The 25,355-nt window shown below is 26.4% G+C and carries 33 protein-coding genes; all 33 read left to right on the forward strand.

The window, feature by feature from the left end; translation table 11 throughout:
• The coding region (locus KGF52_RS12980) for a hypothetical protein (protein WP_227840471.1) at positions 1-607 on the forward strand (607 nt) is incomplete at its 5' end.
• A 49-nt stretch (positions 608-656) separates the two neighbouring features.
• Complete coding sequence (locus tag KGF52_RS12985; protein ID WP_227840472.1) at positions 657-1,013, forward strand: hypothetical protein; 357 nt, start codon at positions 657-659, stop codon at positions 1,011-1,013.
• A 264-nt stretch (positions 1,014-1,277) separates the two neighbouring features.
• Positions 1,278-1,802, forward strand: a complete 525-nt coding sequence (locus tag KGF52_RS12990) for a hypothetical protein (RefSeq protein WP_227840473.1) — start codon at positions 1,278-1,280, stop codon at positions 1,800-1,802.
• A 293-nt stretch (positions 1,803-2,095) separates the two neighbouring features.
• Positions 2,096-2,419, forward strand: a complete 324-nt coding sequence (locus KGF52_RS12995; RefSeq protein WP_227840474.1) for a hypothetical protein — start codon at positions 2,096-2,098, stop codon at positions 2,417-2,419.
• Positions 2,420-2,484: 65 nt separating this feature from the next.
• Positions 2,485-2,799 carry a hypothetical protein gene (locus KGF52_RS13000; protein ID WP_227840475.1) on the forward strand — a complete coding sequence of 105 codons (315 nt, stop codon included), beginning with the start codon at positions 2,485-2,487 and terminating at the stop codon, positions 2,797-2,799.
• Positions 2,800-2,807: 8 nt separating this feature from the next.
• Positions 2,808-3,356 (forward strand): prepilin peptidase, encoded by a 549-nt coding sequence (locus tag KGF52_RS13005; RefSeq protein ID WP_095905039.1) that lies wholly within the window; start codon positions 2,808-2,810, stop codon positions 3,354-3,356.
• A 16-nt stretch (positions 3,357-3,372) separates the two neighbouring features.
• Positions 3,373-4,155 (forward strand): Flp pilus assembly protein CpaB, encoded by a 783-nt coding sequence (locus tag KGF52_RS13010; protein ID WP_021424710.1) that lies wholly within the window; start codon positions 3,373-3,375, stop codon positions 4,153-4,155.
• An 11-nt stretch (positions 4,156-4,166) separates the two neighbouring features.
• Positions 4,167-4,952 (forward strand): ParA family protein, encoded by a 786-nt coding sequence (locus KGF52_RS13015; protein WP_227840476.1) that lies wholly within the window; start codon positions 4,167-4,169, stop codon positions 4,950-4,952.
• On the forward strand, positions 4,952-6,325 hold the full coding sequence (locus KGF52_RS13020) for an ATPase, T2SS/T4P/T4SS family (RefSeq protein WP_021424712.1): 1,374 nt from the start codon (positions 4,952-4,954) through the stop codon (positions 6,323-6,325). Before KGF52_RS13015 ends, KGF52_RS13020 begins: the two co-directional genes overlap by 1 nt.
• 13 nt (positions 6,326-6,338) lie before the next feature.
• On the forward strand, positions 6,339-7,286 hold the full coding sequence (locus KGF52_RS13025) for a hypothetical protein (protein WP_227840477.1): 948 nt from the start codon (positions 6,339-6,341) through the stop codon (positions 7,284-7,286).
• Positions 7,287-7,297: 11 nt separating this feature from the next.
• Entirely contained in the window at positions 7,298-8,161 is an 864-nt protein-coding gene (locus tag KGF52_RS13030; protein ID WP_227840478.1) for a secretion protein F, read from the forward strand.
• 10 nt (positions 8,162-8,171) lie between these two features.
• Positions 8,172-8,588: a DUF4320 family protein gene (locus tag KGF52_RS13035; protein WP_158221810.1), complete on the forward strand. Its 417-nt coding sequence runs from the start codon at positions 8,172-8,174 to the stop codon at positions 8,586-8,588.
• Entirely contained in the window at positions 8,579-9,124 is a 546-nt protein-coding gene (locus tag KGF52_RS13040) for a hypothetical protein (RefSeq protein ID WP_021424716.1), read from the forward strand. Before KGF52_RS13035 ends, KGF52_RS13040 begins: the two co-directional genes overlap by 10 nt.
• 87 nt (positions 9,125-9,211) lie before the next feature.
• On the forward strand, positions 9,212-9,460 hold the full coding sequence (locus KGF52_RS13045; protein ID WP_227840479.1) for a MerR family transcriptional regulator: 249 nt from the start codon (positions 9,212-9,214) through the stop codon (positions 9,458-9,460).
• A 27-nt stretch (positions 9,461-9,487) separates the two neighbouring features.
• Positions 9,488-10,006: a hypothetical protein gene (locus KGF52_RS13050; RefSeq protein ID WP_227840480.1), complete on the forward strand. Its 519-nt coding sequence runs from the start codon at positions 9,488-9,490 to the stop codon at positions 10,004-10,006.
• A gap of 24 nt (positions 10,007-10,030) precedes the next feature.
• Positions 10,031-11,071, forward strand: coding sequence for a cell wall-binding repeat-containing protein (locus KGF52_RS13055; protein ID WP_227840481.1), 1,041 nt, complete (start codon positions 10,031-10,033; stop codon positions 11,069-11,071).
• A 70-nt stretch (positions 11,072-11,141) separates the two neighbouring features.
• A complete protein-coding gene (locus KGF52_RS13060; protein WP_227840482.1) occupies positions 11,142-12,935 on the forward strand; it encodes a hypothetical protein in 1,794 nt (597 codons plus the stop codon).
• 92 nt (positions 12,936-13,027) lie between these two features.
• Positions 13,028-13,216 carry a hypothetical protein gene (locus tag KGF52_RS13065; RefSeq protein WP_021424721.1) on the forward strand — a complete coding sequence of 63 codons (189 nt, stop codon included), beginning with the start codon at positions 13,028-13,030 and terminating at the stop codon, positions 13,214-13,216.
• Between the two features lie 48 nt (positions 13,217-13,264).
• On the forward strand, positions 13,265-13,429 hold the full coding sequence (locus KGF52_RS13070) for a hypothetical protein (RefSeq protein ID WP_158221809.1): 165 nt from the start codon (positions 13,265-13,267) through the stop codon (positions 13,427-13,429).
• A 19-nt stretch (positions 13,430-13,448) separates the two neighbouring features.
• Positions 13,449-13,730 carry a hypothetical protein gene (locus KGF52_RS13075; RefSeq protein WP_227829778.1) on the forward strand — a complete coding sequence of 94 codons (282 nt, stop codon included), beginning with the start codon at positions 13,449-13,451 and terminating at the stop codon, positions 13,728-13,730.
• A 6-nt stretch (positions 13,731-13,736) separates the two neighbouring features.
• Positions 13,737-13,898 carry a hypothetical protein gene (locus tag KGF52_RS13080; RefSeq protein WP_227840483.1) on the forward strand — a complete coding sequence of 54 codons (162 nt, stop codon included), beginning with the start codon at positions 13,737-13,739 and terminating at the stop codon, positions 13,896-13,898.
• 13 nt (positions 13,899-13,911) lie between these two features.
• Positions 13,912-14,550, forward strand: a complete 639-nt coding sequence (locus tag KGF52_RS13085) for a hypothetical protein (RefSeq protein WP_227840484.1) — start codon at positions 13,912-13,914, stop codon at positions 14,548-14,550.
• Positions 14,551-14,576: 26 nt separating this feature from the next.
• A complete protein-coding gene (locus tag KGF52_RS13090; protein WP_227829781.1) occupies positions 14,577-14,849 on the forward strand; it encodes a hypothetical protein in 273 nt (90 codons plus the stop codon).
• A 419-nt stretch (positions 14,850-15,268) separates the two neighbouring features.
• On the forward strand, positions 15,269-15,652 hold the full coding sequence (locus KGF52_RS13095) for a hypothetical protein (protein ID WP_227829782.1): 384 nt from the start codon (positions 15,269-15,271) through the stop codon (positions 15,650-15,652).
• A 171-nt stretch (positions 15,653-15,823) separates the two neighbouring features.
• Positions 15,824-16,006 carry a hypothetical protein gene (locus KGF52_RS13100; RefSeq protein ID WP_227840485.1) on the forward strand — a complete coding sequence of 61 codons (183 nt, stop codon included), beginning with the start codon at positions 15,824-15,826 and terminating at the stop codon, positions 16,004-16,006.
• The gene (locus KGF52_RS13105; protein WP_227840486.1) at positions 16,006-16,242 is read left to right on the forward strand and encodes a hypothetical protein; all 237 of its coding nucleotides are present in this window, start codon (positions 16,006-16,008) and stop codon (positions 16,240-16,242) included. Before KGF52_RS13100 ends, KGF52_RS13105 begins: the two co-directional genes overlap by 1 nt.
• Before the next feature lie 168 nt (positions 16,243-16,410).
• On the forward strand, positions 16,411-18,600 hold the full coding sequence (locus tag KGF52_RS13110) for a VirD4-like conjugal transfer protein, CD1115 family (RefSeq protein ID WP_227840487.1): 2,190 nt from the start codon (positions 16,411-16,413) through the stop codon (positions 18,598-18,600).
• A gap of 50 nt (positions 18,601-18,650) precedes the next feature.
• Entirely contained in the window at positions 18,651-20,609 is a 1,959-nt protein-coding gene (locus KGF52_RS13115) for a pLS20_p028 family conjugation system transmembrane protein (protein WP_227840488.1), read from the forward strand.
• Between the two features lie 37 nt (positions 20,610-20,646).
• Positions 20,647-20,928: a DUF5592 family protein gene (locus KGF52_RS13120; RefSeq protein WP_227840489.1), complete on the forward strand. Its 282-nt coding sequence runs from the start codon at positions 20,647-20,649 to the stop codon at positions 20,926-20,928.
• Positions 20,929-20,964: 36 nt separating this feature from the next.
• Positions 20,965-21,561 carry a hypothetical protein gene (locus KGF52_RS13125; protein WP_066024777.1) on the forward strand — a complete coding sequence of 199 codons (597 nt, stop codon included), beginning with the start codon at positions 20,965-20,967 and terminating at the stop codon, positions 21,559-21,561.
• Between the two features lie 23 nt (positions 21,562-21,584).
• On the forward strand, positions 21,585-23,525 hold the full coding sequence (locus KGF52_RS13130; protein WP_227840490.1) for an ATP-binding protein: 1,941 nt from the start codon (positions 21,585-21,587) through the stop codon (positions 23,523-23,525).
• Between the two features lies 1 nt (position 23,526).
• Positions 23,527-24,081: a hypothetical protein gene (locus KGF52_RS13135; protein WP_227840491.1), complete on the forward strand. Its 555-nt coding sequence runs from the start codon at positions 23,527-23,529 to the stop codon at positions 24,079-24,081.
• A gap of 81 nt (positions 24,082-24,162) precedes the next feature.
• On the forward strand, positions 24,163-25,272 hold the full coding sequence (locus KGF52_RS13140) for an NlpC/P60 family protein (RefSeq protein ID WP_227840492.1): 1,110 nt from the start codon (positions 24,163-24,165) through the stop codon (positions 25,270-25,272).
• Positions 25,273-25,355 lie beyond the last annotated feature (83 nt).

Raw genomic sequence — 25,355 nt, forward strand, 5'->3', positions numbered from 1 at the left:
ATACAATGCAAAAGAAATAGCACATGTTTTACACAAGAATATAGATATGATTGAAAAAAATATAATTAGAAACTGTGAAGATTTAAAAAAGATACATAAAAAGAACAATGAGAAAGCAGTAGACATAGAAGAAGTAAGAAAATTGTATTTAAAAGGATACAATGCAAAGGAAATATCAACTATTTTAAGTAAGGATTCAAATACAATCAATTTATGTATCTATAGAAATTGTGAAGATTTAAAAAAGATACACAAAAAGAATAATGAAAAGGTAGTAGATATAGAAACAGTAAGAAGATTATATTTAAAAGGATATAGTGCAAAAGAAATCGCAGATACATTAAATAAAGAAGCAAATACAGTTAATTTATGCATTTATAGAAATTGTATAGATTTAAAAAAGATACATAAAGAAAATAAAATAATAAGAAAAGATACTTTGAAATTATTAGACAGGCATAATAAGACTTATATAAATGATAGTTCACTTCTTAAATACAATAGACAAAGTTATGAAAATGATAGAAATGGTAATTTAAAATTTGATGAAAGAAGAGGTTCAAAACCATATGACATACCTGGAATATATAAAAAAAATATATTTTAGTATCTAATTAAAAAAGTCCCCAGGGGACTTAGAATGTGAGGGTAATATTATGAATTGTAATGATAAATCTAAAGCAACGTTTTTATTTTGTCCAGTAAGAACTAAAGAGGATTATAAAAGAGTATTATCAAGTAGTAAGTGTTTCTATAATGAATTTTTAAAAGGTGCTCTTTTTCTTTGTGTAGGGGCTATTATTTTATCACTATCAACGAAATATTTTTTAGAACCAAATGTAAATAAATATCTAATTGAATATAAAGGTTTAGAATTAGAGAAGTTGTTTATTTATGCAAAGATGCTTATTGATATAATAATGAAACCTTTTTTTAAACTTATTTTCTTAGGAACACTTGGAGGGATAAATATATTTATTGTATTGAAATTTAAAGAGGCTATGTATAAGTAATTCCATAAAACTGAACCTGTATATGGAATTTATTAAATAGATTTTATATACAGGTTCAGTTTCAAATAAAATATTTTAGGAGACAGATATTTGTCTCCTTCCCCCTCTTTTTTACAGATAGTAAGAATTTTCATATCTAAAAAATCAATTAAATTTTAGAGATAGATTTAGCAAAGAAAAATAAATTTTTTATTACAGGATAAAAATGTCCTTTAAGGGACTTAAAATAAAGTCTCAAATCTAATTGTAGTTAGGAGAGTTTATATGAATACAACACCTTGTGTAATACTTTTATTGTGGATATTAGGTATGACTCTATGTTTTTGCCAATTCAATATGAAATGTAAATATAAAATAGGATATGGATGGAAAATGCTTATTGTAACTATAATAGCTTTTTCTAGTTTACATTACTTTGATAAAAATGCCAGATATAATCCAGATTTTAATTTAGAAAATAAAATTGTTGACAGTATAGAGTTAAATGGAAATGTAGATTTAAGTAAAGTAACAGATTTTAATTTCAAAAAAGTTTATATTTGTAATGATAAAGTAAACAAATATGATATTGTAGATGATATTTTATTTTCATCTTCTTATAAAGAAATAGATGATGATAGGAATTATATAATATTTGTAAATGAAAAAAATAAAGTTATAAAATATACAGGATTAAATAAAAAATATCAAATTTTAAATTCATCTTTAAGAATGTATTCAAAAAAAAATGCTATATTTAAATTTGAGAAATTAAGATATAAGGATAAAACAGTATATGAATTAAAATAGTATTTTTAAAATTTGAAGTTTATAAATTGAGGTAATTTTTTAGTTGATAAATTTTCTAAAAAAGGAGTCCCTTGGGGCTTCTTTTTTAGCTGTTTTAAAGATTATGAAAATAAATTGAAAGGAGTTGAAAATAATGCTTGTTGTTGTACCATTGTCTTTATTAATGATAATTTTTCTTTTAGTTATTAATGTGATTTCTGAATCAAATTTAGATACTTGTATGAGTGAAGAGGATTATTAGTAAAAGAAAGAATTAGTCTTAAGCAATAAGGAAAATCTTTAGGAGGTTTTTTATGAATAACAATATAGCAAGAGGTAAAACTAGGAAAATTGACATAGGATCATCAGGACTTATTTTAATAGGACTGAGTATTATGTTGTTTTTAATTGTTTGGATAATGGAACTAATGAATAATTACTTAGAATTTCATTATATAAATTATACAAAAGAAATTTTAATTCTATCGAACATTTTTAAACTTACTTTAATAAGTGGAATATTTCTTTTCATAGTTCAAGGACTGGGAAGTACAATAGATTACATAATGTACAAAAAAATTAGAGGTGGTTCAAAAAGAAAAAATAAATATGTCCCCTGGGGACTATTTTTAATTTGATTACAAAAAGTACTTTCTAGGGGTACTTTTTTTTATATAGATAAGATTAAAAAGGAGGATAAATAATGAAAAATTTGTTATTAGGTACTAAAATGATAACTCAATCTAGGAATTTTATGTTAGGGATTAATTATAAAATTACCAAAGCAATTAATTTGTTTACTTTAAGAGTACAAGGTAAATTAAAAAAAACAATAGTAAAACAGAAAAAAATCCTATGTGATTCTAATGGTGCTATTGAATTTACTCTTCAAAATATTCTAGTAGGGATAATAATTATTGTTGCAGCAGGATTATTGTTAAAGTTCATAGTAGGGCTTCTTAATGATGATATGTTCCCAACATTTAAATCTAGGATTCTTAATATGTTTAGTATTTAGATGGAAATATGAAATATTATATATTATCAAAAATAAATGTTTTGCCAAATGGTGAAAAAATAAGATTGAGTTTAAAAGCATGGACTCTATTAATATTACTTGAAATAATATTGTCTGTTATAATATTTAATTTTTTTAAAGATATTGTTTTAATTATTAAATATTTTATTTATTCACAGGTATTATTATATACAAGTTATGTAGATTCTAAAACTAAAATTATACCTGATGAAATTCATATTTTAATATTCTTGTTAGGTATAGTAAATATTGATTTTTATTCATCTGTATTAAATTTATTTGTATTATCTTTACCATTTTTCATAGCTGCATATATAACAGGCGGTATTGGAGGAGGAGATATAAAATTTATGGCTAGTAATGGATTTTTTATTGGTTTTAAAGGTATTGAAACATTTAAATTTATTACAGGATGTTTGTTACTAGCATTATTAATTAATCTTATAGTGCTAATAATTAATAAAAAAGCATTTAAAAAACAAATTGCATTAGCACCTTATTTATCTATAGGGTGCTTTTTATCATGTTTAATATAATAAGTGGAGGTAAAAAATGGATAGTATAAAAATGTTGTTTAGAAATAAAAAATTTATTGGTTTATTATCATTGATAATAGGTTGTTCTATAGCATTTATCTCACCTACTTATCAGAAAATAAAATCTCAAACGACTTTTGTAAGAGTATCAAAAACAATAAAGCGAGGAGAAAAAATAAATGATAGTCAAGTTAGAGAAATAAATACATCAGACTCAAAAAGTTTACCATCATCATCTTTGAAACAAAAAAAGGATGTGGTTGGTAAATATGCAATTGTGGATATGGAAAAGGATGATCTTGTCTTAAAATCAAAAGTATCAATGCAACCTGTAGCTGAGAACGAGTATTTATATGGTTTAAATGGCGAAAAAAGAGCTATTTCCATAACAATAAAAGACTTTGCATCAGGTCTTTCTGGAAAACTACAAACAGGAGATATAATTTCCATAATAGCTACTGATTTTGGAGATGATAAAAAGACTATAGAACCACCAGAACTGAAATATGTAAGGGTTTTAGCAGTAACAAATGCTAAAGGAGCTGATAAAGAAAATAATGTTATAAAAAGTGATGAAAACGAAAATGAAAATGATTTGCCAACAACAATAACAGTTATGGCTAATGAAGAACAAACAAAATTATTAGCTAAATTGGAAGTTGAAAGTAAAATGCATATTTCTCTAATTTATAGAGGGACAGATTATTATGCAGAAAAATTTATAGAGGAACAAGATAAAGCAATAAAATCACTTGTAACTAAAACTTTAGATGTAAAGACATCAAAAAATGAAGAGTAGGAGTGTGAAAAATGGCAAAGAAATTTATTGCTATATGGGGTAGCCCAAATAGTGGTAAAACAACATTAAGTATAAAGATTGCTAGAGAATTTTCTTTAAACAAAGAAAATGTCCTTATTATCTTTTGTGACTACTTATGTCCAGTAGTTAATACTGTTTTACCATATTCAAAAGAACATGATAAGTCTATAGGAAATGTTTTGTCTTCAATTTCTTTGGAAAGAGAAACTATATTTGAAAATCTTATTACAATAGATAAGAATAAATATATAGCAACATTAGGATATAAACAGTCAGAAAATTTATATTCATATCCAGAATATTCAAGTGAAAGAGTAGTGACATTTTTTAATATGTTAAAAAAAATGGATTGTTTTGATTATGTCATTGTTGATTGTTCAAGTTATTTTTTAAATGATCAACTGACTACAATTGCACTAGAAATGGCTAGTGATGTCATTAGAACTATTACTCCAGATCCTAAATCAATATCATATTTTGATTCAAGTTTACATTTATTAATAGACCAAGCATTTGATATAAGTAAACATAGACCAGTTTTATCAATTGTGAGAGAGTCAGATGCAATAAATGATATTGAAGAAGTTTATAATATCAAAAATGAAATATGTTATTTAGAAGAAGTAAGAGAACAATTTCTTTGTGGGGAATTATTTTCTGAATTAGTCTCTAAAAGAAAAAAAATATATAATAATCAAATTAAAAATATAGTATCCCTAATATCTAATCAAGAATTAAAAGAAAAAAATAGATTTTTTAGGAAAGGAAAAAATTGATGGATTTTACATCAGAATTTAGAAATTCTAATTTAAACAAAAAAGTTATATCTTTGAAAAATAATTCTGATTTAGATTATAGGGAGTATCAAGATGTTTTAGAAGAAATTAGAGAATTTATAACTACAAAATATTCTGGTTTAATAAATAAAGATGATGGACAAAGAAAAGAACAATTAAGAGCTTATATATCAAAATATATAGATGATTATGGGATAATTGTAGAAGATAAGTCTAAAGAAGATTTAGTAAAAGAATTAATCTCTGCAACATCAGGATTTGATTTTTTAGATAAATATCTCTTTAATAGAAATGTAGAAGAAATAAATATAAATGGATGGGATTCAACAAGAATAACTTTTAGAGATGGACATAAAGAGTTTACAAAAGAAAAGTTTAGTAGTCCAGAACATGCAGTTAACGTAATACGAAAGTTACTTAGAAAATCTAATATAACTTTTGATAATTCTAAACCAACTGTAAGAGGACATTTATCAAAGAATATAAGAATTACAGCAGTTGGAATGGGATGTGTTGATTCTGATAGAGGGGTAGCAGTCTCAATCCGTATTATAAATCCACAAAATCTTACTATAGATGATTTTGTTAAAAAAGGTACTGGAACAAGACAAATGTTTGATACTCTTATTTTATGTTATAAATATGGCATTAGTGAATGTTTTGCAGGACCAACGAATAGTGGAAAGACAACAAGTCTAACTGGTGTACTTAGTGAAGCCGTTTCAAATGATGATCGAATTGTAACTATAGAAGAAGAAGTTAGAGAGTTTGATTTAGTTAAAAGAAAAAATGGAGAAGTAATAAATGAGGCGATTCATTTGGTAACAAAACATAGCGAAGATTCAAAACAAGATATAGACCAAGAAAAGTTGTTAGAAATATCTATGACTATGAATCCAGATTATTTTGTTATATCAGAAATGAAAGGTAGAGAAGCCTATGAAGCACAAAAAGCAGCAAATACAGGACATCCATTTATGACATCTTTACATACAAATTCTTGTCGAGATGGATATTCAAGGATAGTAGATTTATGTAAGTATAAATCTAATATGGATGATGAAACTTTATATAATAATGTGACTAAAGCTTTTCCAATTATGGTATTTCAAAAAAGATTAAAAGATTTCTCCAGAAAAATATTAGAGATAACAGAATGTGTTATAAATTTGGATGGAAAGAGAGAAATTAAAACGTTATTTGAATATAAGATAGAAAAACAAGTCAAAGTTAATGGACAACTTCAAATTAAGGGAAGATTTGAAAAGGTAAATAATATCTCAGATAATCTTGTTAAAAGATTAATAGAAAATGGAATTACAGATGAAGAACTAGATAAAATATTAAATTAATAAGGGTGATGATATGGATTTGATAAGTTTAATTTCATTTATTGGAATTTCTGTAGGGATTTTAATAATGTGTGATGTATCACCAATAAAATTATATGAAGATATGATAAATTCTTTAACAAGAGATAAAGAAAAACATAATCTAAAAGATATAATTGCAATTGAAACAAAAAATAAGAAAGAAAAAGGATTAAAAAAAATAATCAAAGATGCTAAAAATATATTAGAGTCTACAAATAAGATTGGTGTATTTTCAACAATATGTATAATTTCTCTATTTTTATCAATAGTAGGTGTATTTTTGTCAGTTTCAATAAATAATAATTTTTTAATACCAGTATTAATGATTGGTTTTTTAATTCTTCCATTTGAATATGTAAAATTTGCTTTTATTTTATATAAGAAAAAAGTTGATATAGAACTTAGTGTAGCTTTATCAATGATAACAACTTCATATATGAGAAATAGTGATATAGTAAATTCAATAGAAGAAAGTGTTAATAATACAGGTTTGCATATAAGAAAAGAATTTGAATGTTTTTTAAATGAAGTAAATAATGTAAATTCAAGTGTTGAATTAGCTCTGAAAAATTTAAAATCAAAGTTTGATAATGATGTTTTTGAAGAATGGATAACGAGAGTAATTGCTTGTCAATCCAATCAAAATTTAAAAGCTCCATTATCATCTACTATAGAGAGATTTGCATCAGTAGAAGTATTAAATAAGAAGAAACAAAGTAAAATACTTAATCGTACATTTTTGTTTATTATTATTAATGTCTTAATATATTTTATAATGCTTTTCTTGAAATTTATAAATGAAGATTGGGCAAATATATTATATTTTACATCCATAGGTAAACTTTTATTTACTTTAGTTGTTTTTACAACTTTTTTGGGTGTTTTAAAATTATTTAAACTATATGAGCCATCAAATTATAAAGATATTATCAAGAAATAGGAGGTGATATTTTGATATTCATTATTATAATACTAATTTCTTTTGGAGTTTATAAAATATTAGAAGGAAGTTTAAAATTGCCAAATAGAGTTTATTCTAAAGCGTTATCACAAGTATTAAAAATTAACAGAAAAAATCAATCTTTGGATGATTTTGTTCGTGATTGTGCTATAAAACTATCTAAATTTATAAAGCTTAATAATTATAGAAGAGAGATGATGAAATCTACACTAAAATCAGCAAATATAAAATTATCTCCTGAATCATACATAGCCAGTTCAATTATAAAAGCTTTAATTATATTTTTAGTATCTATTATACCAATAGCTATGATTTTTCCAAAATTGAAAGCACTGTGTTTTATATTATCTATATATTATTTTTATACTGAAATAACGAAAGCAAATAGAATTATTAAAACTAAAAAAATGATAATAGAATATGAATTACCAGAGTTTGTATACTCAATTACACAAGAATTAAAATGTAGTAGAGATGTTGTAAGTATAATAAAAAATTATAAAGAAAGTGCGAATGAAGAGTTCAGACAAGAATTAGAGATAACATTAGCTGATATGACTTCTGGAAGCTATATAGAGGCACTTAGAAGATTTGATTCTAGGATTGGTATTCAATCTTTAACAGAGATTGTTAGAGGGTTAATAGGTGTCATAACAGGAAATGATGAGGTAGTATATTTTCAAACACTAGGATATAAATTGGAAAAATTCAGATACCAGAAACTAGAGGAATTAATAGAAAAAGAAGCAAAAGAGTTTGATAAATATATTGGATATATGGGATTAAGTTTCTTTATATGTATATTTGGAGTATTAGGAATAAATTTAGTTGATTCACTAAAAACTATGTTCTAGGAGGATGAAGATGAAGAATGTATTGAAAAATAATCATGGTTTTTGGGATTTGGCATTAGGAACTCCTATTATTTTATTTATAATATTTCTTATTATTGCATTTGCCATTAATGCATTACCTGTATTTACTACTAAATATCAGTTAGACCAATTTTCAAGTTCTCTCATGAGAGAAGCAGAATTGACAGGTGAGATTAATGAGAATATAGATAAAAGGGTACAAACATTAAAAGAACAAACAGGTGTTGAACCAGATGAAATAAAATGGGATACAACATATATAAATGGAACACATAAGATTCAGATAAATGAAGAAATAAAGCTGACATTAAAAAAGACCGTTGACATTGGCTTCTTTGAGTTTGGTTCTATACCAATAGATATTCCTTCCAAAGCAACAGGAAGGAGTGAGCAATATTGGAAGTAAAACAAATATTAAAAAATAAAGATGGGAACTCATTTATAATTGGTTTAGCAACTGTTCTAATAATTATAATATTGTTTGTTGCCATTTGTGAATATATGAGAAATCCACTTCTTCTAAAAAGTGTAAGAGATGGTTTTCAACGATCAATAACATCAATTACAATAGAAAACTATGATGAATTATATCCATTTTTGAGACGTTCTTATGGAACGGCTTATAAATTGGGAAAAAATGATACATGGGAAGTAAATATTGATAAAGGGAATATAGAAGAGAGCTTGAAGAAAGAGCTTGGTCTTAAAAAAGAAGGAAATAAATATATAAAGCCTAAAGGTGATGGAGCTGAATATGAGATTAAGGATATAAATTTAGAAATTATAAATAGAGAAATTAATCCAAAAGACATTAGCAAAGCTGAAAAATTTACTGTTAAAGGTACTTTAAGTGTAAAGATTTATTCATCTTTTGGTTTTGAGAAAGTAAAACCCTTAGAAACTAAAATACAGGTATATAGTGCATGTTCTACTAAATTTTAATTGGAAAAAATATGAAAAAAAGACTATTATATAATGAAAAAATATGAAAAATATGATATAATATACTTATAGAAGGAAGTGAGTATATTGAATTATAAACCTGAAGAATTTGCTAATATAATAGGTGTAACAGTTAGAACACTTAAAAACTGGGATAAAAGCGGAAAATTAAAGGCTTTTAGAACAGTAACAAATAGGATGTATTATACTGAGGAACATTATATAAAATTCATGGGAAAAAATGAAAAGTATATGATAGCTTTTAATTGTAAGTCAGAGGAAAAAAGACAAAGTATAAGAGACTATGCTAGATTTATTGGATGCGAGGAAATTTAATAAAATTCTTTAGAAAGGATTTTCAGTATGAAAAAACTAAATAAAAATAAATATATAATAATTATTTTCTCTATAATTATTGTATTAATGCTTAGTGTAGGTTTTTTTTTATCTTTAAAAAAACCAGGAGAGAAAATTCAAATAACTAAAAATGAAAATAAAGGAAAAGAACAAATTATTAATGTTAAAAAAGATGATTATATAGAGATTCCAACTGTAGACATATCAAACGGAAGTACACAAATAAATGAACCTAAAAAAAATTTAAAAAATACTGTTAATAAGAAAAACAATACTGATGGTCAAATAAACAATACTTCAAAAGGAAAAGAAGGTACAAAGGAAGAGATACAAAAGAAAACAAGACCAGCAAAAAGACCTGATGCAAAAGATGAAGTGATACATAATTCTAATAATCAAGGGTCTGGGGATATTAGTGAGAATGAAGAAAGTAATAATAATGAAGAAACATTGAATCCAGGGAATGAGGGACAATATGTGGAAATGGAAGGTGAATGGGGAGATATAGTTGCAAATATGAAGTAAAATTAATTATGAGGGGGAAAAATCATGAAAGTTAAGAAAAAAGTTTTATCATTAGGATTAATGGTAACCATATTAGTTAGTAATTACATTGTAGTTTCAAATGCAATGGAACTTAAAAACATTGAAAAAATAGTTGGAAAAAATAGATATGAGACAGCAGCTCTTATTGCAGATAAGCAAAATTATACTACTGCGATACTTGTAAATTCAGATAAGAGTATTGCTGATGGACTTAGTGCTAGTGGTCTAGCTGGAAGTGAAAATGCTCCTATTTTATTAACTCAGAAAGATAACATTCCAGATGAAACATTACAAAGACTTAATAGAGTAACAAAGTTATATATAGTTGGTGGTGAGGACTCAATCAATAAAGATGTAGAGCAAACGCTAACTATGAGAAGAATGGAAGTTAAAAGAATCAGTGGAAATGATAGAATAGAAACAAGTTATAATGTTGCGAAAGAAATAAATTCTGTAAATAAAGTGAAAAACATAATACTTACTAATGCCTATAAAGGAGAAGCAGATTCTATGAGTGTTGCTTCTGTAGCTGTTAGAGATAAAATGCCAATAATACTTACTAATGGAGATAAAATACCTTTTAATACAGATGGATTAAAAACGTATATAGTTGGTGGTAAATCTAGTATGAGTGATACTTTAGTAAATGAAACAAAATCAATAAGAATAAGTGGTGTAGATAGATTTAAGACTAATAAAGAAGTAATAAAGTATTTTTATAAAGATGTTAAGGAGTGTTATATAACAAAAGCCTATACATTAATTGATGCATTAACAGGTTCTACAATTGCCAAAAATAAGCCAATAGTATTAGCTGATGAAGTTAGTGATAAAAGTGTATTAAAAGGAATGGATAAGTTTGATGTAATCGGTGGTGTAAACAATACTACAATTAATAAATGTTTGAATGTCTTAAATGGAGAAGAAAAAGAGACTCCTCATTTTGAGCATAATGATAATTCTGGTATTCAAAATGATAATGGGAATGAAGGGCAATATGTGGAAATGGAAGGCGAATGGGGAGATATAGTTGCAGATATGTAATTTAAGATAAAGTTTTAAAGAGTGTATTTTTATACACTCTTTTTTATTTTTGATTTAAGGAGTGAAAATGTTGAAAAAAATAATAATCTTATTATGTATTTTTCTTATGACACCAACACTTATCTTTGGAGCAGGAGATGGAAATGTAGACACTGGTGGTGGTGATATGGGAGGTGTAATTAAAGGTTATAAATGGACACCTGGAGAAGAAGGTGTTAGAGTAACTGTTGTAGATGATGAAACTAGAGAAGTGGTATCAACTCCAATTGATTTTACAAATGTAAAGAAACCAAATGTAAAATATCATTTTGGAAAAACTTCTAAAATATCATATAAAAATGGAGAGAGATTAACTAAATACGATACATCAAAAAAAACATACTCATACATAATACCATCAGGAAAAGTACCTATAATAATCAAAAGTGATAAACGTAAACCAAACATGAAAGAAATTAAAGCATACTTTTGTGATAAAGTATTTATTCGTCTTTTATCAAAGCTAACGAATATGGGTTATGAAGAATTGACTGGTGGTAAATATAAGCTTTTAATAGAACCAGTTGGATATTGTACAATAAAAGGTGAAAGATATGCACTTACAGCACATGAAGCAGCATTATATGATGAACAATTAAAAGGTACTTTAAGGTCAAAAATGCCTTCCTTTACTCATAAAAATTTACCTTTTGCTTTATTTTTAGAAAATGCAGACTTAGGTTTTCCTGCTTGGAAGGGAACTACTAACAATAAGCAATTGAATTCTACTATAAAAGATAAACTAGGCTTAGGCATAATTTACTTTGGAAATGAAAGTGAAGAAGAAAAACCACCAGATATTGATATAAAACCAGACCCTACACCTACACCACCTAAACCAAATGAAGATGAAGGAAATACAGATACAAAAGAGTATGAATACAGAACTGATACAGATGTTATATCATCTGTATTAATTAGTGGTAGAAATAGAACTCCAGATCATCCTGTGAATGTAAGTTTTAAAATAAAAGATAAAACATATACAATGAAAGACATTTACTTACCAAAAGAAGGTGGAGAACAATATGCATGGGTAAAGTGGCATACACCGAAAACACCAGAAAGAATAATTATTACTGTTTCATCAAATGCAACAAGTGAAACGTCTAAAATTATTGCTAATGTAAGTAACTTAGAAGAAAAAACTCCACCAGACCCAAAGGCTAAAGATAAAGCAGAGTCAAAGTATACTGATAATAATGGTAAATTTAAAATACCAAATCTACCAGATGATAAGGGAAAAACAACTTCAACTTATGGAGAATGGGATTGTTATTGGGTTGCTCATTGGGTATATTATTCAGATGGAGAAGGTGGTGGAGAATGGGTTGACGAGGGCTGGTGGGAATGGAAATGGATACCATACACTGTAAATTTAAGTGCTATTATGAATATAAAAGCAGATTCCAAAACCCTTACAGCAAAATCAGATGGTAAAGAAATAAAATCAGGTTATGGCATAAATCTTAAAGTTGATGCGAATGTATCATATAATGCTCCAGAAGGGAGTGTTACAGGTGCACAAAATGTAGTTACATATTATCCAGAATTTTATTATAAAGAGTACAATAGGGTATTACAAAGCATTAAAAAAGGATATAGTTCTAGCTTTGAATTGAAAAATAATAAGTACTGTCCTTTTAATGATAAAGTACATTTTACTACTTTATGGTTTACTGATGGTAAATATGTTCCATATGGTAATGTTATGGATGTATGGACACCAGAAGGCATGTTGAGTTTAAATGTAAATGATTTTATTAATATAAAAGGTAATTTATATCAAGATTATCATTTTGGTCCGATAAAAAATATTTCATAGATTAAGAGGTAAATTTGAACAATTATGTTGATTTAAAAAGGTGTCCCCTGGGGGCACTTTTTTAGTGTACAAATATTGGAGTGATACAATAAATGAAATGTACTGGTAAAAGATATTTTTATATAGAGAAAAAAGAGATTGAATATAAAATAGATTACATTACTAAATCTAAAGAAAAATTAAAAAAACAATTCAATTTAAATGATGAAGATATATTAAAGATATTAGAATCTTTGCAAATAAAACTAGAAAAAATTAATAAGAAAATTTCAAAAATGTAATACTTTTATGAAAAAGTCCCCTGGGGGCTTTTAGAGGGAGAGAACACTATGATAAATAATATTGAAAAAGTTGTTTCATTAGGTATGATTCAGTTTGTAACTATATTATTGCTAATAGGTTACTATTTTGGAGGATTAAAATATACTTTAATACTAGGGATTTTTATAATGTTTTTATTAGGCATAACTATTATCAAAACAAGTCTGAATTAAAACATTAGAAAGGATAATTATGAATGGAGATAAAAATATAAAATTTACAAAAGTTGATGAGAAGAGAATGAAAAAAAGAAAAAAACAAAAAGAGATACAAAAAGAAATTTGCCCTATAGGTGAATATGAAGAAGGAAAAATAAGAGTAAGTACAAATCTACCAATTTCTATTGCTGATGCACTTATATATCATACAAAAATAGAATCTATAAAAGAAAATTCCAGGTCTGAACTCTTGGAAAATATTATCATTAGTTGGGCTAAAGAGAATATATCAGAAGAATTATTAAAAGAGGGGTGAACATAGATGATTGATATAGAAGCAGCATTAATAGAAATAGTTAGTAGAGAAAGAAAATGGAAATTTGGTTTACATATAGAACCTGGAACATATGAAAGAGTAATTAATGAAGAATCAAATAAAGAAGTAGATGTAAGTGAGTTGTTAAAAGTATTAAACAATAAATAAAGGAGAAATTGGTATGAGATATATTTCTATGAATAAAAATAGGGAAAAAGAATCTGGCAAATTAATTTCTGTTATGAGTGACAAAGATTGCGATAAAATTAGAATTATGCTATCAGTTATGGAAGAATTGTCAAGAGATAATACTATTTTATACTTATCAAAAAATGACATATGTGAAGAATCCATTTTTATAAATTATGATTATGAAAGACTAGAGTTTCAAGTAAGTATTAAAGATAATTTTTATGGTTATAGTTTATTATCATTTTATAGATTAGAAGATATGTTAAGGTATGTAATAAAATCAACTGGTAGTATTGATATTATTTTTGTAGATGGGACTGATTTTAGTGTTAAAGTTAATTATAAAAAATTAAAAGAGTTGGTAAAAGAAACAGGTGTAACAATCGTTCTTTTAATGGAAAAAGAGACGATTGAACTCTTGAATACGTTGAAATTTAGAAAACAGATGAAAGATATTGATGAAAGTCTAATTTTATATATTGATAGATATAAGGAGATACCAAAAGGTTATTTCTATAAAATAAGTGGTGAATTTAAATCTGTTCAAATAAATACGCCTACATGGATAGAAGATGTACTAAAAATAACAGGTCTTGGATATAAGTATGTAAAAGTAGCAAATTTTTAAAGTAAAAAAGAGAAGGGGTTGATTATATGATTATTAATTCAATTATATTTTTATTATATCTATTTTCTATTTGTATTTATTTAATAGGTATTTATTCTGTTAGTCTAAAAATAAAAAGTAATAAAGAAAATTATGAATTACTAAAACAATGTAAAAAACATTATATATATATAGTAAGAGAAATGGCAATAGGAGCTATACCAATAGTAAATTTTTTAACAGGAGTTATGTTAATAAAAATAAGTATAAAAATGGATGATTATGAAATTAAAAAAGTTATTGAAAATAGAAAAAAATAAAGTCCCCTGGGGTTTTTTTCTAAGCATTTAATTAATCAATAAAAAGAGAGGATTTAAATTCTGATGGAAGATGGCTGTATTTTAATGTTTGGTTTAAGTCTTGCAATTTGTACAATAGTGTATATGTTATTATTTAATAATAAATTGCCTAATGTACTTTTTTACTTTTCTATATTTTTATTGGTAATTTCTTTGTTAGGTATGATTACACCACCCAATAAATAAGAATTTAAGTAAGTAAAAAAAGATGTCCCCTGGGGGATTTTTTTTACTGTAAAAACTTGTAAGAAGGTGTTTGCAAATGTTTTGTAATAGTGTTTATTTTATAAAATAAGATGTACTAAAAATAACAGGTCTTGGATATAAGTATGTAAAAGTAGCAAATTTTTAAAATAGAAAGAGAAAAGAGGTTAGATTATATGTATCTTATATTATATATTTTTTTATATATATTTTCTATTTGTATTTATTCAGTAGGTATGTATTCTATTAATTCAAAAGTAAAAAGTAATAAAGAAAATTATGAATTACTAGAACAAGGTAAAAAGGGTTCTAGATATATAGAAAAAACAATACAAGCAGGAGTTATACCAATCGTAAATTTTTGTATAGGAGTCATGTTTATAATAGCAAGTATAAAAATGGATGATTCTGAAATTAAAAAATGCCTTGAAGATGTAAACAAAAATAATGATGTAAAAGCATATGAGAGTCAGATAAAAGGTATATATTATATTGAATATAGCATTAAAGATAATAAAGGCTTGAAATCAAAAGGAATTGTAAAAGCACATGTTAAATAAGTATAAAAAAGAAGTCCCCTGGGGGCTTTTTTTTATTGGGAAAATTTGAAGGGAGGTGTTTACAAATGTTTTGTAATAGTGTTTAGCTACAATTGAAAAAGTGAAATTCATTATATCAAAATAAGTCCCCTGGGGGCTTTTTATTATGTCATTAAAAAGGAGTGATAAATATTGGCTAAATCAAAGATAGATGAAAGAAAAAAGTTGGTAGAACAGATTCTTTTATCAAAAGGAAAAAGTTATGAGGAGTGGCTAAATGAAACCCACAATAATTTTATCATGCAGAATGTTAATTTGTTAAGTAGTGGATTAGATAAATTAAATCAAGAAAATAGAAAAGGAGGGGACTTATAATGGGTGTTATTGATACTCTATGTAATCTGGGTTTAGAAGTTGTTACTTGGCTTCAGAAACTAGGATTTCCTGCTTGTGCAATTGCTTTTGGAATAGGTGGATTAATTCATACTTTTGGAGGACCTAAAGGTGTTGAGAAAAGCAAAGGATGGTATATAGGGGCTTTTACAGGATTCTTAGTTGTATTAGGTTCTAAAGCATTTGCAGAGTTCTTACAAGGTCGTATAACATTTTGATGTAATATTTATTTTTTTAAATGATACCTATGAGCATGTAAAAAGTTTGATTTTTAAATTATAAAAGTGCTCTTTATGAGCACTTTATATCTATGCAAGTTAAAAGAAATGAGTAGGTGCAATTCCTACAACTTGCTAATTATAAAAATTACAGAGAGGAGTATTAAGTTGGAACTTATAAAGGACTTAATTAATTCATTTTTTGAGACTAGAAATGCAGAGTTTAAGTTTGCAAAGAAACTTGTGAATAAAGAGTATTTAATAAAAATAGGCTTATTTATGTTTATAGTAATAACTATTTTTTTAAATACAGTATTAGAATCAATATCATCATTGACTAAAATCTTCAATGGAGGAGAATTTAATTTATGGAGAATATTTATTCCGAGATTTTTAACCTGTTTTCCAGTATACATAATAGTTTATGTAATATTTTTAGTAGCATATTTGAAGATGATAGCGAATATAAAAACCTCTTATGCAGAATTTGAAGAAGGTCAAAAAGGAACAGTAAGATTTGCAACCAATCAAGAGATACATGAACAATATAAAGCAGTTCCAGAAAAAGATGAATTGTATGAAGGCAAGGGTGGTGTTCCTATTTCAAGGAATCCAGAAACAAAAGAAATATATGTTGATGATAGTTCTGTAAATAATTTAATAATAGGTACAACTAGAAGTGGTAAAGGAGAAACGTATGTTGTACCAACTATAGATATTTTTTCTAGGGCAAAGGAAAAACCATCATTGGTTATAAATGATCCAAAAGGTGAGTTAATTGCAATGTGTGGCGATACACTTAAAGATAGAGGATATGAGGTTTTAATGCTTAATCTATTAGACCCATTAAATTCTTCATCATATAATCCTCTTCAATTAGTTTTAGAGTCCTATAAAGGTGGAAGAATTGATGAAGCACAATTAATATGCAAGACCTTGACTTACACGTTATATCATAATCCAAACTCGAAAGACCCAATTTGGGAAAATTCTGCATCAGCTCTAGTTAATGCAATGATACTAGCAATATGTGATGAATGTATAGAAAAGGGTGAAGAACATAAAATTACTATGTATACAGTTGCGAATATGCTTTCAACATTGGGTTCTCAAAATAGAAAAGATTATGAAGGTAATAATATAAATGCTTTAGATGAATATTTTAAAAAACTACCAAATACCTCAGCTGCTAAATTACAATATGCAACAAGCAGGTTTGCAGAAGGTAATACTAGAGCGAGTATATTTACAACAGCTATGAGTGAATTACAACTTTTTACTATGGATAAGATGGCAAAATTGACATCTAAGAATACAATTGATTTAAAAGGTGTAGGATTTAAGAATCCTCTAGCAAAAGAACATAAACCAAAAGCAATATTTATGGTAACTCCAGATTATGATTCTAGTAATCATAAAATAGCAAGTCTTTTTATAAGACAACTATATTATGTACTAGCAAAAAATGCATCTTTAAGCAAAAATGGAAAATGCGAGATAGGAGTTGAGTTTATATTAGATGAATTTGGAAATATGCCACCAATTGAGTCTTTTGCAAATATAATAACAGTGTGCTTAGGTAGAAATATTAGATTTAGTTTAATAGTACAAGCATATTCACAATTAGAAAAAATATATGGAAAGGATATGAATACAATAGTTGCGAATTGTGGTAATCAAATATATTTACTTACAAATGATGACACTACAGCAGAAAAGTTTTCAAAGTTAGTTGGAGAGAAAACAGTAATAACACGTTCAAGGTCAGGAAAGGTACTTTCTTTATCTAAAAGTCAAACTGAAAACTTAGATACAAGAAGGTTATTGAAGGCAGATGAATTAACCAAACTACAAGAAGGAGAAACCGTAGTTGTAAGGGTTATAAAACGTAGAGATTTAAAAGGAAGAAAAATAATTTCATATCCAATATATAATCGGGTAGGGGATGAAAGAGCATTTAGATATAGATATGAATATCTTAATGATGATTTTGGAAATAAGAAATCATTCTGTGATATTCAAGTTAATACTGTACATAAAGATGTGAATTTAGAAGAGTTAAGTTTATTTCATGAAAAGACAAAAGAAGAGGTGAAAAGAGAAATAGAAGAACGAATAGAGTCAATAATGAAAACTAAAATAAATCCATTATCATATGAAAATGAAAAAATAGATACAGAAAATCAAAAAATATCAGAGTATCAAAAAAATATTATTTTAAAAATAGGTAATAAAATTTTAAGTTGTGATGATATTAAAGAATTGGAAAAGTTATCATCAAAAGAAGATATATTTGATTATTTAAAAGATATAGGAAGGGAAGATTTTATTGAAACAATCAAGAAAGTATTAGATTAGATATTTGCTTATGTAAGAAATAAATTTAGCCAAAGAAAGGAGTGTTTTTTTTGGGAGAAAGTGAAATGATAGATATATTATCCAAATATGATTCTATAATAGTAATTAAAGAGTTTATAGGAGGAGCATTTAGAGCAGTTGGATGGTACTTAATAAAATTTTTAGTTATGATATCTAATTCCGTTGAAGGTGTAGTTGATAAAGTATACACTTTGAACGGATTTTTTAATAGCCCCGAAATTAATGAGTTAATAAAAATGTTTAAGCCAGTTATATTCGTTATTTTGATGGTGTCACTTGGTTATTTAGGATTCCAATTAATGCTTAATAGAAAATTTAAGTTAGAAGGTTTAACTACTAATATAGCACTTGCAGTAGTAGTTGTAGTTGCGTTACCTACATTTATGTTACAAGTAGCAAAAATAACTGATACAGCAATATCAGCAGTAAATAGTAAATATGAAACAACGGCTAATAAGGTTATTAAAGAAAACTTGACAGATATATATTTATTTGAAGCAAATAATTTCAATAAGTCTACTAAAAATAATATACCTGAAAGTGCAGTCATGAATGTAAATGTTTTAGATGAATTAGATACTTCAAAGGTGAAAAATAAAGATTTATTTTCAAAGAAAATTGGTTTTGATGAAAATAGTAAAAAAATGTTGGTAGATTTAAGTGATGGTTTTTTTGGTATGGGTGGAGAATCTTATTATAGATGGCACTTAGACTACTTTAATGTAATAGTAACCTTAACATGTATTATTGTAGTCATAGTGCTTTCATCAATAAGGATAGCAAAAATAATAGCTGAAATAGGAATTAAAAGAATATTTGCAACACTATACTCTTTTGCAGATATAAGTACAGGTCAAGGATTAAAGACTATTGTAAAAGATTTATTTTCATCTTTTGCTATATTATTTTCAATATCTTTATTAATAAAAATATATCTATTACTTAGTTCATATGCATCTTCAAAAGTAGATGGAATAGCAGAATTAATAGTTTTAATTGGTGGAGCATCAGCAGTTATTTCTGGACCAGATATTGTTGAAAGAATTTTTGGAATAAATTCTGGAGTGAGTACTGGAAATGTTATATCTTCAATATATCATGGTGGAGAAATGGCAAAAGGTGGTTTCTCAGCAATTAGAGATATGACAAGTAAGGTTGCAATGGGTGGAGCTACTGTAGCATCTGGTATGAGTGGTTTTATTGATGGATTTAGAACAGGAAGCAATAGTTTAAATGAAGATGATAAAATTAGTAAAATTGATAAAATGCCTAGTGCTAATTCAGATTTAAGTTTGAATGATAAATCCAATAGACCTATAGATCAAGAAGAGAGAAAGCCAAAAGATGAAAAGGAATCTAATAAAGATAATTCTTCAATAAAGAAACCAGATAATCAAGAAAAGCAAGATAAGCAAATTCCAAATAAATTAAAAGATGAAAATATGAGAAATAAACTAGATGATGATACAGATTCTCCTTTAGGAAATATTAGAGACAAAATAGAAAATAAAGGTGACAATAAATCAATAGACGACTTAAACAATAAGAATAAGAATGATAGTATTGATAAAATGCCTAATATTGATAAAATACCTAAAGTGGAAAATAAATCTGACAAAGATAATAGTATAAATAGAAATCCTGTTAAAGAGCCTATGAAAAAGGATGATATAAATAGAACATCAACACAAGGTCTTGATAGGAATAATAATATTAGAACAGGTATGAATAGGGATGGAGAAAATTTCAATAGTAAAAGTGAAGGAGTAAATACTCCAAATAACAATCTAAGAAATAGTAAAGATGATATTGTACCTAAAGTTGATTCTCCTAAAATAGCAGATAGAGGAAATGAATCATATGTAGATAAGATTGAGGAAAAAATAAGTCCACTATCACAAAAAGTGTCTCAGCACTATCAATTAGGTAAAAACACAGGAGCAAAATTTAGAGATAGTATAAATAAGAAAATGGGTTCTAAAAAATAATAAAGAACAATTAATATAATTTAGAAAGGATGTTTTTATGTATAATATTCCAAATGAAATTTCTTCAGAAACTAAAATATTTAAATCAATATATGTTACTGACTTATTAATTATTCTGTTAGCCTTGTTCTTTGCATGGCTAACAAGTTCAATTGTTTATCCAACTTTAATACTTGCATATTATATATATACATTAGTGGTAGCAATATTTTTAGTTGCAAAAAGTCCGATAAATCCAGGAATGAGAAACTTTATGTCAATATATTTATTGATTACTAGAGATAGAAAAACGTATCATTCTATAGATTGGGATGAATAAAGTAATTTTGAGAATTTAATATTGAAAGGAGTTATTATGCTTAGAAAAAAGTATATAAGTGAATTAAGTAAAGAAGAAAAAAAGTTGGAAAAGCAAGAAAAAAAAGAGTTGAAAAAGATAAATAAAAAAATTGATAAAGACATAACAGAATTACTTCCTTTTTTAGATGTAACAGAAAATGAAGCCTTTGAAACTAAAGATGGGGTTATGGATATGTTTCAAATATCATCTTGTGATATATATACATTAAATAAAGAAGAAATAAATGCACATATTTCCACCTTTGCAACGTTTTTAAGAACATATCAAGATGATATAAAAATTATATCAATGAATTTTCCAGTAAATACATTTATTCAACAACAGTATTTTAAAAGAGTTATAGAAAGAACCACTAATCCTACACATTTACATTTTTTAAAAATAAAATTAGATCAACTTGAACGTATAGAATTTAATAGGGAAAATAAAGAATTTTATATTTTTATATATGCAAATAATGAAGATGAAATGGATGATAAAATTAATTTGATATTTAGATTATCGGCTGGGAAATTCAAATTTAGTAAAATTGATTTAGATAAAAAAATAAAAATACTTTTTAAATTATCCAATCAAAATACAAAAATATAGAGAGATATAAAGGGAGATTTAGTATGAATAAACTAATAAAAATTAATAAATTTAATAAAAAAGAGTACAATCCATATCTTTTGAGAGAAATTCAGCCACAAGGAGGAATTAGATTTTCTACAAGAATTATAGAAAAAGGTGATGGTTTTGAGACCTGTTTACATGTTTATGGTTACCCAAAACAAAATGATACCTTTTGGTTAGAAAAACTTTTTAGTTTTAGAAACGTTATAACTACACTAGATGTAAAAACAGAAAAAAAAGAAAAAACCTTAAATCAAATGAATAAATCTTTGGCTGAGTATAATCATAGATTTTATGAAGATCGTGATATAGTAAGCAAAATACAAGCAAAAGGTTCTTATGATACTTTATATGGCTTAGTAGAGGATATTACGAATTTTGGGGAAGTAATGAAGTCAATACATGTAAGATACTATATATCTGATAAAACAATAGAAGGTGTTGAAAATAGAGTTGCTGAAATATCAAAAGAATTAGAAGGTATAGGATTTAAAACAGCTATTTGTTTAAGTGAACAAACAGAAGAGTGGATGTCCTTATTTTGTAAATATGAGAAACAACAAAGTTTTAGGTATGAAAGAAAAGGAAAACCACTTCAAGCTCTTGCTCTTGCAGGTGGGTATCCTTTTCGATTTACTAGTCTAAATGATAAAACTGGTTGTTATCTTGGACAGACTTTTACTGGTGGTGATATAATTTTTGATCCCTTTACTAATGATGGAAGGAAAAGAATATTCTATAATTCTGTGATTGTAGGTCTTATGGGACAAGGTAAATCAACATTATTAAAAGAACTTTCACATAGCAATACAATTGTTGGTAATACAACAAGAATTATTGATGTTACTGGAGAATTTGAGGCATTAGTTAAGGCTGAAGGAGGAAAGACAGTATCTTTAGATGGTACTGATGGAATAATAAACCCACTAGAAGTTTTTGCTACAATAACAGATAAGCATACTTATAAAGTAAATAATGAAATGTCTTTCACTACTCATCTTGATAAAGTTAGTACAATATATAAATTTTTAGTGCCAGAATGTTCAGCAAGTGAACAAAGAGAGTTTGAAAAATTACTTAGTGAATTTTATGTTTATCATGGAATCGAAAAGGAAAAATCAACTGAGTATGAAACAGAAAGGTATCCAATTGTTGAAGATTTGTTACATTATGTTGAAAAGCAGATGTATGATGATGTAGCCAATAAAATTCCTAAAAAAAATATTACATTAAATAGGCAAGAAAAACTTGAAAATATAATATTAAATTTAGAGAGTATAGTTAGAGATTATGGAAAATTATTTAATGGACATTCCTCTATTGCAGATATTACTAATGAACAAGTAGTATCTTTTGAACTTAGAAACTTAACACAGTTTGATGAAAGAATATTTAATGCACAAATTTTTAGTGTTTTAAATCTTCTTTGGAATGAAGCATTAGTTCAAGGAAGAAGAGAGAAAGATAAGTTTGATAAAAATAATAAAGACCAAACAAAAACTTTTGCTTCATCAATAGAAGAAGCAAAAAAATTCTTTTTACTTATAGATGAAGCACATAGAATTATAAATTCAAATAATATAAAGGCTGTAAAATTTTTAACTGATTTTGAAAGAGAAGCAAGGAAGTATTTTGCAGGTATAATATTTGCATCTCAGAATATAAAGGATTTTGTTCCAGAAGACGTAACAGGAGAAGTATTTCAAGAAATTAAAAAACTATTTGCCCTTACACAGTATAAGTTTATTATGCGTCAAGATCACAGTGATAAAGAAGTTTTTAATAAGGTATTTGAAGGTCAACTATCAGAAAGTGAATTAGCACAGATAGCAAACTTATCTAAAAGAGAATGTTTGTTGTCTATTTCTGGTCAAGAAAATATTTTCTTTGAAATCGACATTAGTAAATATGAATTAGATTTATTTGCAGGAGGTGCTTAGAATGAAAAATAAAAAGATAGTATTTGGAATTGTTATTGCTATTTCTATATTAATAATATCAATATCTTACTTTTGTATAAATAATAAAAAAGATGAAGGTATTGAGCATAAAGAACTTGTAATAGAAGATAAAGATAAAATAGAAGATAAAGAATCTAATAATAATGAGAAAAAAAGTGTCAAAGAAGAAACAGAAGATATAGCAAAAAAATTTGTTATAGCATGGCATACAGTTGAAGAAAATCCAAAAAATAGGATAGATTCAGCTAAAGATTTAATTAATGAAAATTTCTATAAAGAATTGAAAGATGAAGAAGAACTTGAATATAACGATGTTAGAAAAGATAAATATACTTATAGAAGAATAAAAGAACTAGTTGCAGTAGATTACAAAGAGAAAGATGGAAAAGTCTATTGGACTGTCAAAGTGTGGTATGATTGGTTAGATAAAGATAAGAAAATACAAGAAGGTAATTTAATGACAGTATATCATGTTGGATTATTAAAAGAAAATAATAACTGGAAAGTGTTTGAAAGTCCAGCAGAATTTTATTAAACTACTATCTTTTAAAAGGAAATTAAAAGATAGTAGTTTTTTAATTTCCTTTTTTATATGAGGAAAGCGTAGGGACTAAAGATGTTAAATTCTATAAAGAAAAAAATAATTTTGTCTGTGATAAGTCTATCTATAGCCTTTATGATGATATTTATGCTGATACTTTCTGTATTCTTTATTGCAAATAATTCTAGTGGAGGTGGGTATTATTCAGGAGGGATCTTGGAGGGTGTCCCAGAAGAATATATGCCTTATTTTAATGAAGCAGCAACAATATTTCATGTTCCAAATTGGACTTTAGCAGCAATTGCAAAACAAGAAAGTAATTTTAATCCAAATGATGCTTATGGTGGTGCTTGGGGAATAATGCAAATTCAAAAAACAGACTGGAGCTATTATATATCAAATGGATTAGGTGATTTATATAAAAGTGTAGGATATTCATTTTCTAGTGCAGATAATATGTGGCAAAAATATTTAAAAGATGTAAGGGCACAAGTTTTAGCAGGTTCTTGGGAATGTATGAGATATACAAATATAGTTTTGAAAAGTAAAAATATAATTGAGAGTGTACCATATAAAGATAATCAAAAAATGGCTGAAAATATGGACTTGATTAACTGGAATGCAAGTGAGAATGATGCAACATTTAAAGAAATACTAAGACGTTCCTTTGCCTGTTATAATGGTGGACCTGGATATGGTTTAAAAGTAAATTTAGATAAAGCACAAAATAATTATCCAAATAAAGTTTTTAAATATGCAATGGAATTTAGAGAAAATGCAAGTAATTTACCAGATGTAGGTGGAAATCCAAATTCTCCAAAAGCAAAACAACTATTAGATGTAGCATTTAAACAAAAAGGAAAACCGTATGTATGGGGAGCTACAGGACCAAATAGTTTCGATTGTAGTGGGTTAACTCAATATTGCCATAAGCAAATAGGTATTCAAATACCTAGAACGGCACAATCGCAATCATATGCAGGTAAACCAGTAGATAAAAATAATTTACAAGCAGGGGATTTAGTATTTTTTGGTTCTAGTGTAGATAATATTACTCATGTTGGAATGTATATTGGAAATCGTCAGTTTATACATTCGCCACAAACAGGTGATGTAGTGAAAATAACAAGCTTAGATAAAGAATATTATGCAAAAAGATTTAAAGTTGCAAAAAGATTTATCTAAAGCAGTAAATTGAATCCAAAAAAGGTGTCCCCAGGGGACATACAGAGAAGGAGTTTAAAACATATTATGGGAGAATATTATAT

This window comes from Clostridioides sp. ZZV15-6597, from assembly GCF_020657815.1.
In the GTDB taxonomy this organism is placed as follows: domain Bacteria; phylum Bacillota; class Clostridia; order Peptostreptococcales; family Peptostreptococcaceae; genus Clostridioides.

Bases quoted from the DNA above. Each gene is read 5' to 3' on its own strand.
- KGF52_RS13125 (WP_066024777.1), top strand. From the start codon at position 20,965: ATGCTTAGAAAAAAGTATATAAGTGAATTAAGTAAAGAAGAAAAAAAG.
- KGF52_RS13050 (WP_227840480.1), top strand. From the start codon at position 9,488: ATGAAAAAACTAAATAAAAATAAATATATAATAATTATTTTCTCTATA.
- KGF52_RS13005 (WP_095905039.1), top strand. From the start codon at position 2,808: ATGAAATATTATATATTATCAAAAATAAATGTTTTGCCAAATGGTGAA.
- KGF52_RS13085 (WP_227840484.1), top strand. From the start codon at position 13,912: ATGAGATATATTTCTATGAATAAAAATAGGGAAAAAGAATCTGGCAAA.
- KGF52_RS13130 (WP_227840490.1), top strand. From the start codon at position 21,585: ATGAATAAACTAATAAAAATTAATAAATTTAATAAAAAAGAGTACAAT.
- KGF52_RS13080 (WP_227840483.1), top strand. From the start codon at position 13,737: ATGATTGATATAGAAGCAGCATTAATAGAAATAGTTAGTAGAGAAAGA.
- KGF52_RS13120 (WP_227840489.1), top strand. From the start codon at position 20,647: ATGTATAATATTCCAAATGAAATTTCTTCAGAAACTAAAATATTTAAA.
- KGF52_RS13065 (WP_021424721.1), top strand. From the start codon at position 13,028: ATGAAATGTACTGGTAAAAGATATTTTTATATAGAGAAAAAAGAGATT.
- KGF52_RS13095 (WP_227829782.1), top strand. From the start codon at position 15,269: ATGTATCTTATATTATATATTTTTTTATATATATTTTCTATTTGTATT.
- KGF52_RS13070 (WP_158221809.1), top strand. From the start codon at position 13,265: ATGATAAATAATATTGAAAAAGTTGTTTCATTAGGTATGATTCAGTTT.
- KGF52_RS13140 (WP_227840492.1), top strand. From the start codon at position 24,163: ATGTTAAATTCTATAAAGAAAAAAATAATTTTGTCTGTGATAAGTCTA.
- KGF52_RS13000 (WP_227840475.1), top strand. From the start codon at position 2,485: ATGAAAAATTTGTTATTAGGTACTAAAATGATAACTCAATCTAGGAAT.
- KGF52_RS13105 (WP_227840486.1), top strand. From the start codon at position 16,006: ATGGGTGTTATTGATACTCTATGTAATCTGGGTTTAGAAGTTGTTACT.
- KGF52_RS13075 (WP_227829778.1), top strand. From the start codon at position 13,449: ATGAATGGAGATAAAAATATAAAATTTACAAAAGTTGATGAGAAGAGA.
- KGF52_RS13010 (WP_021424710.1), top strand. From the start codon at position 3,373: ATGGATAGTATAAAAATGTTGTTTAGAAATAAAAAATTTATTGGTTTA.
- KGF52_RS13055 (WP_227840481.1), top strand. From the start codon at position 10,031: ATGAAAGTTAAGAAAAAAGTTTTATCATTAGGATTAATGGTAACCATA.
- KGF52_RS13090 (WP_227829781.1), top strand. From the start codon at position 14,577: ATGATTATTAATTCAATTATATTTTTATTATATCTATTTTCTATTTGT.
- KGF52_RS13020 (WP_021424712.1), top strand. From the start codon at position 4,952: ATGGATTTTACATCAGAATTTAGAAATTCTAATTTAAACAAAAAAGTT.
- KGF52_RS13035 (WP_158221810.1), top strand. From the start codon at position 8,172: ATGAAGAATGTATTGAAAAATAATCATGGTTTTTGGGATTTGGCATTA.
- KGF52_RS13135 (WP_227840491.1), top strand. From the start codon at position 23,527: ATGAAAAATAAAAAGATAGTATTTGGAATTGTTATTGCTATTTCTATA.
- KGF52_RS12995 (WP_227840474.1), top strand. From the start codon at position 2,096: ATGAATAACAATATAGCAAGAGGTAAAACTAGGAAAATTGACATAGGA.
- KGF52_RS13025 (WP_227840477.1), top strand. From the start codon at position 6,339: ATGGATTTGATAAGTTTAATTTCATTTATTGGAATTTCTGTAGGGATT.
- KGF52_RS12990 (WP_227840473.1), top strand. From the start codon at position 1,278: ATGAATACAACACCTTGTGTAATACTTTTATTGTGGATATTAGGTATG.
- KGF52_RS13015 (WP_227840476.1), top strand. From the start codon at position 4,167: ATGGCAAAGAAATTTATTGCTATATGGGGTAGCCCAAATAGTGGTAAA.
- KGF52_RS12985 (WP_227840472.1), top strand. From the start codon at position 657: ATGAATTGTAATGATAAATCTAAAGCAACGTTTTTATTTTGTCCAGTA.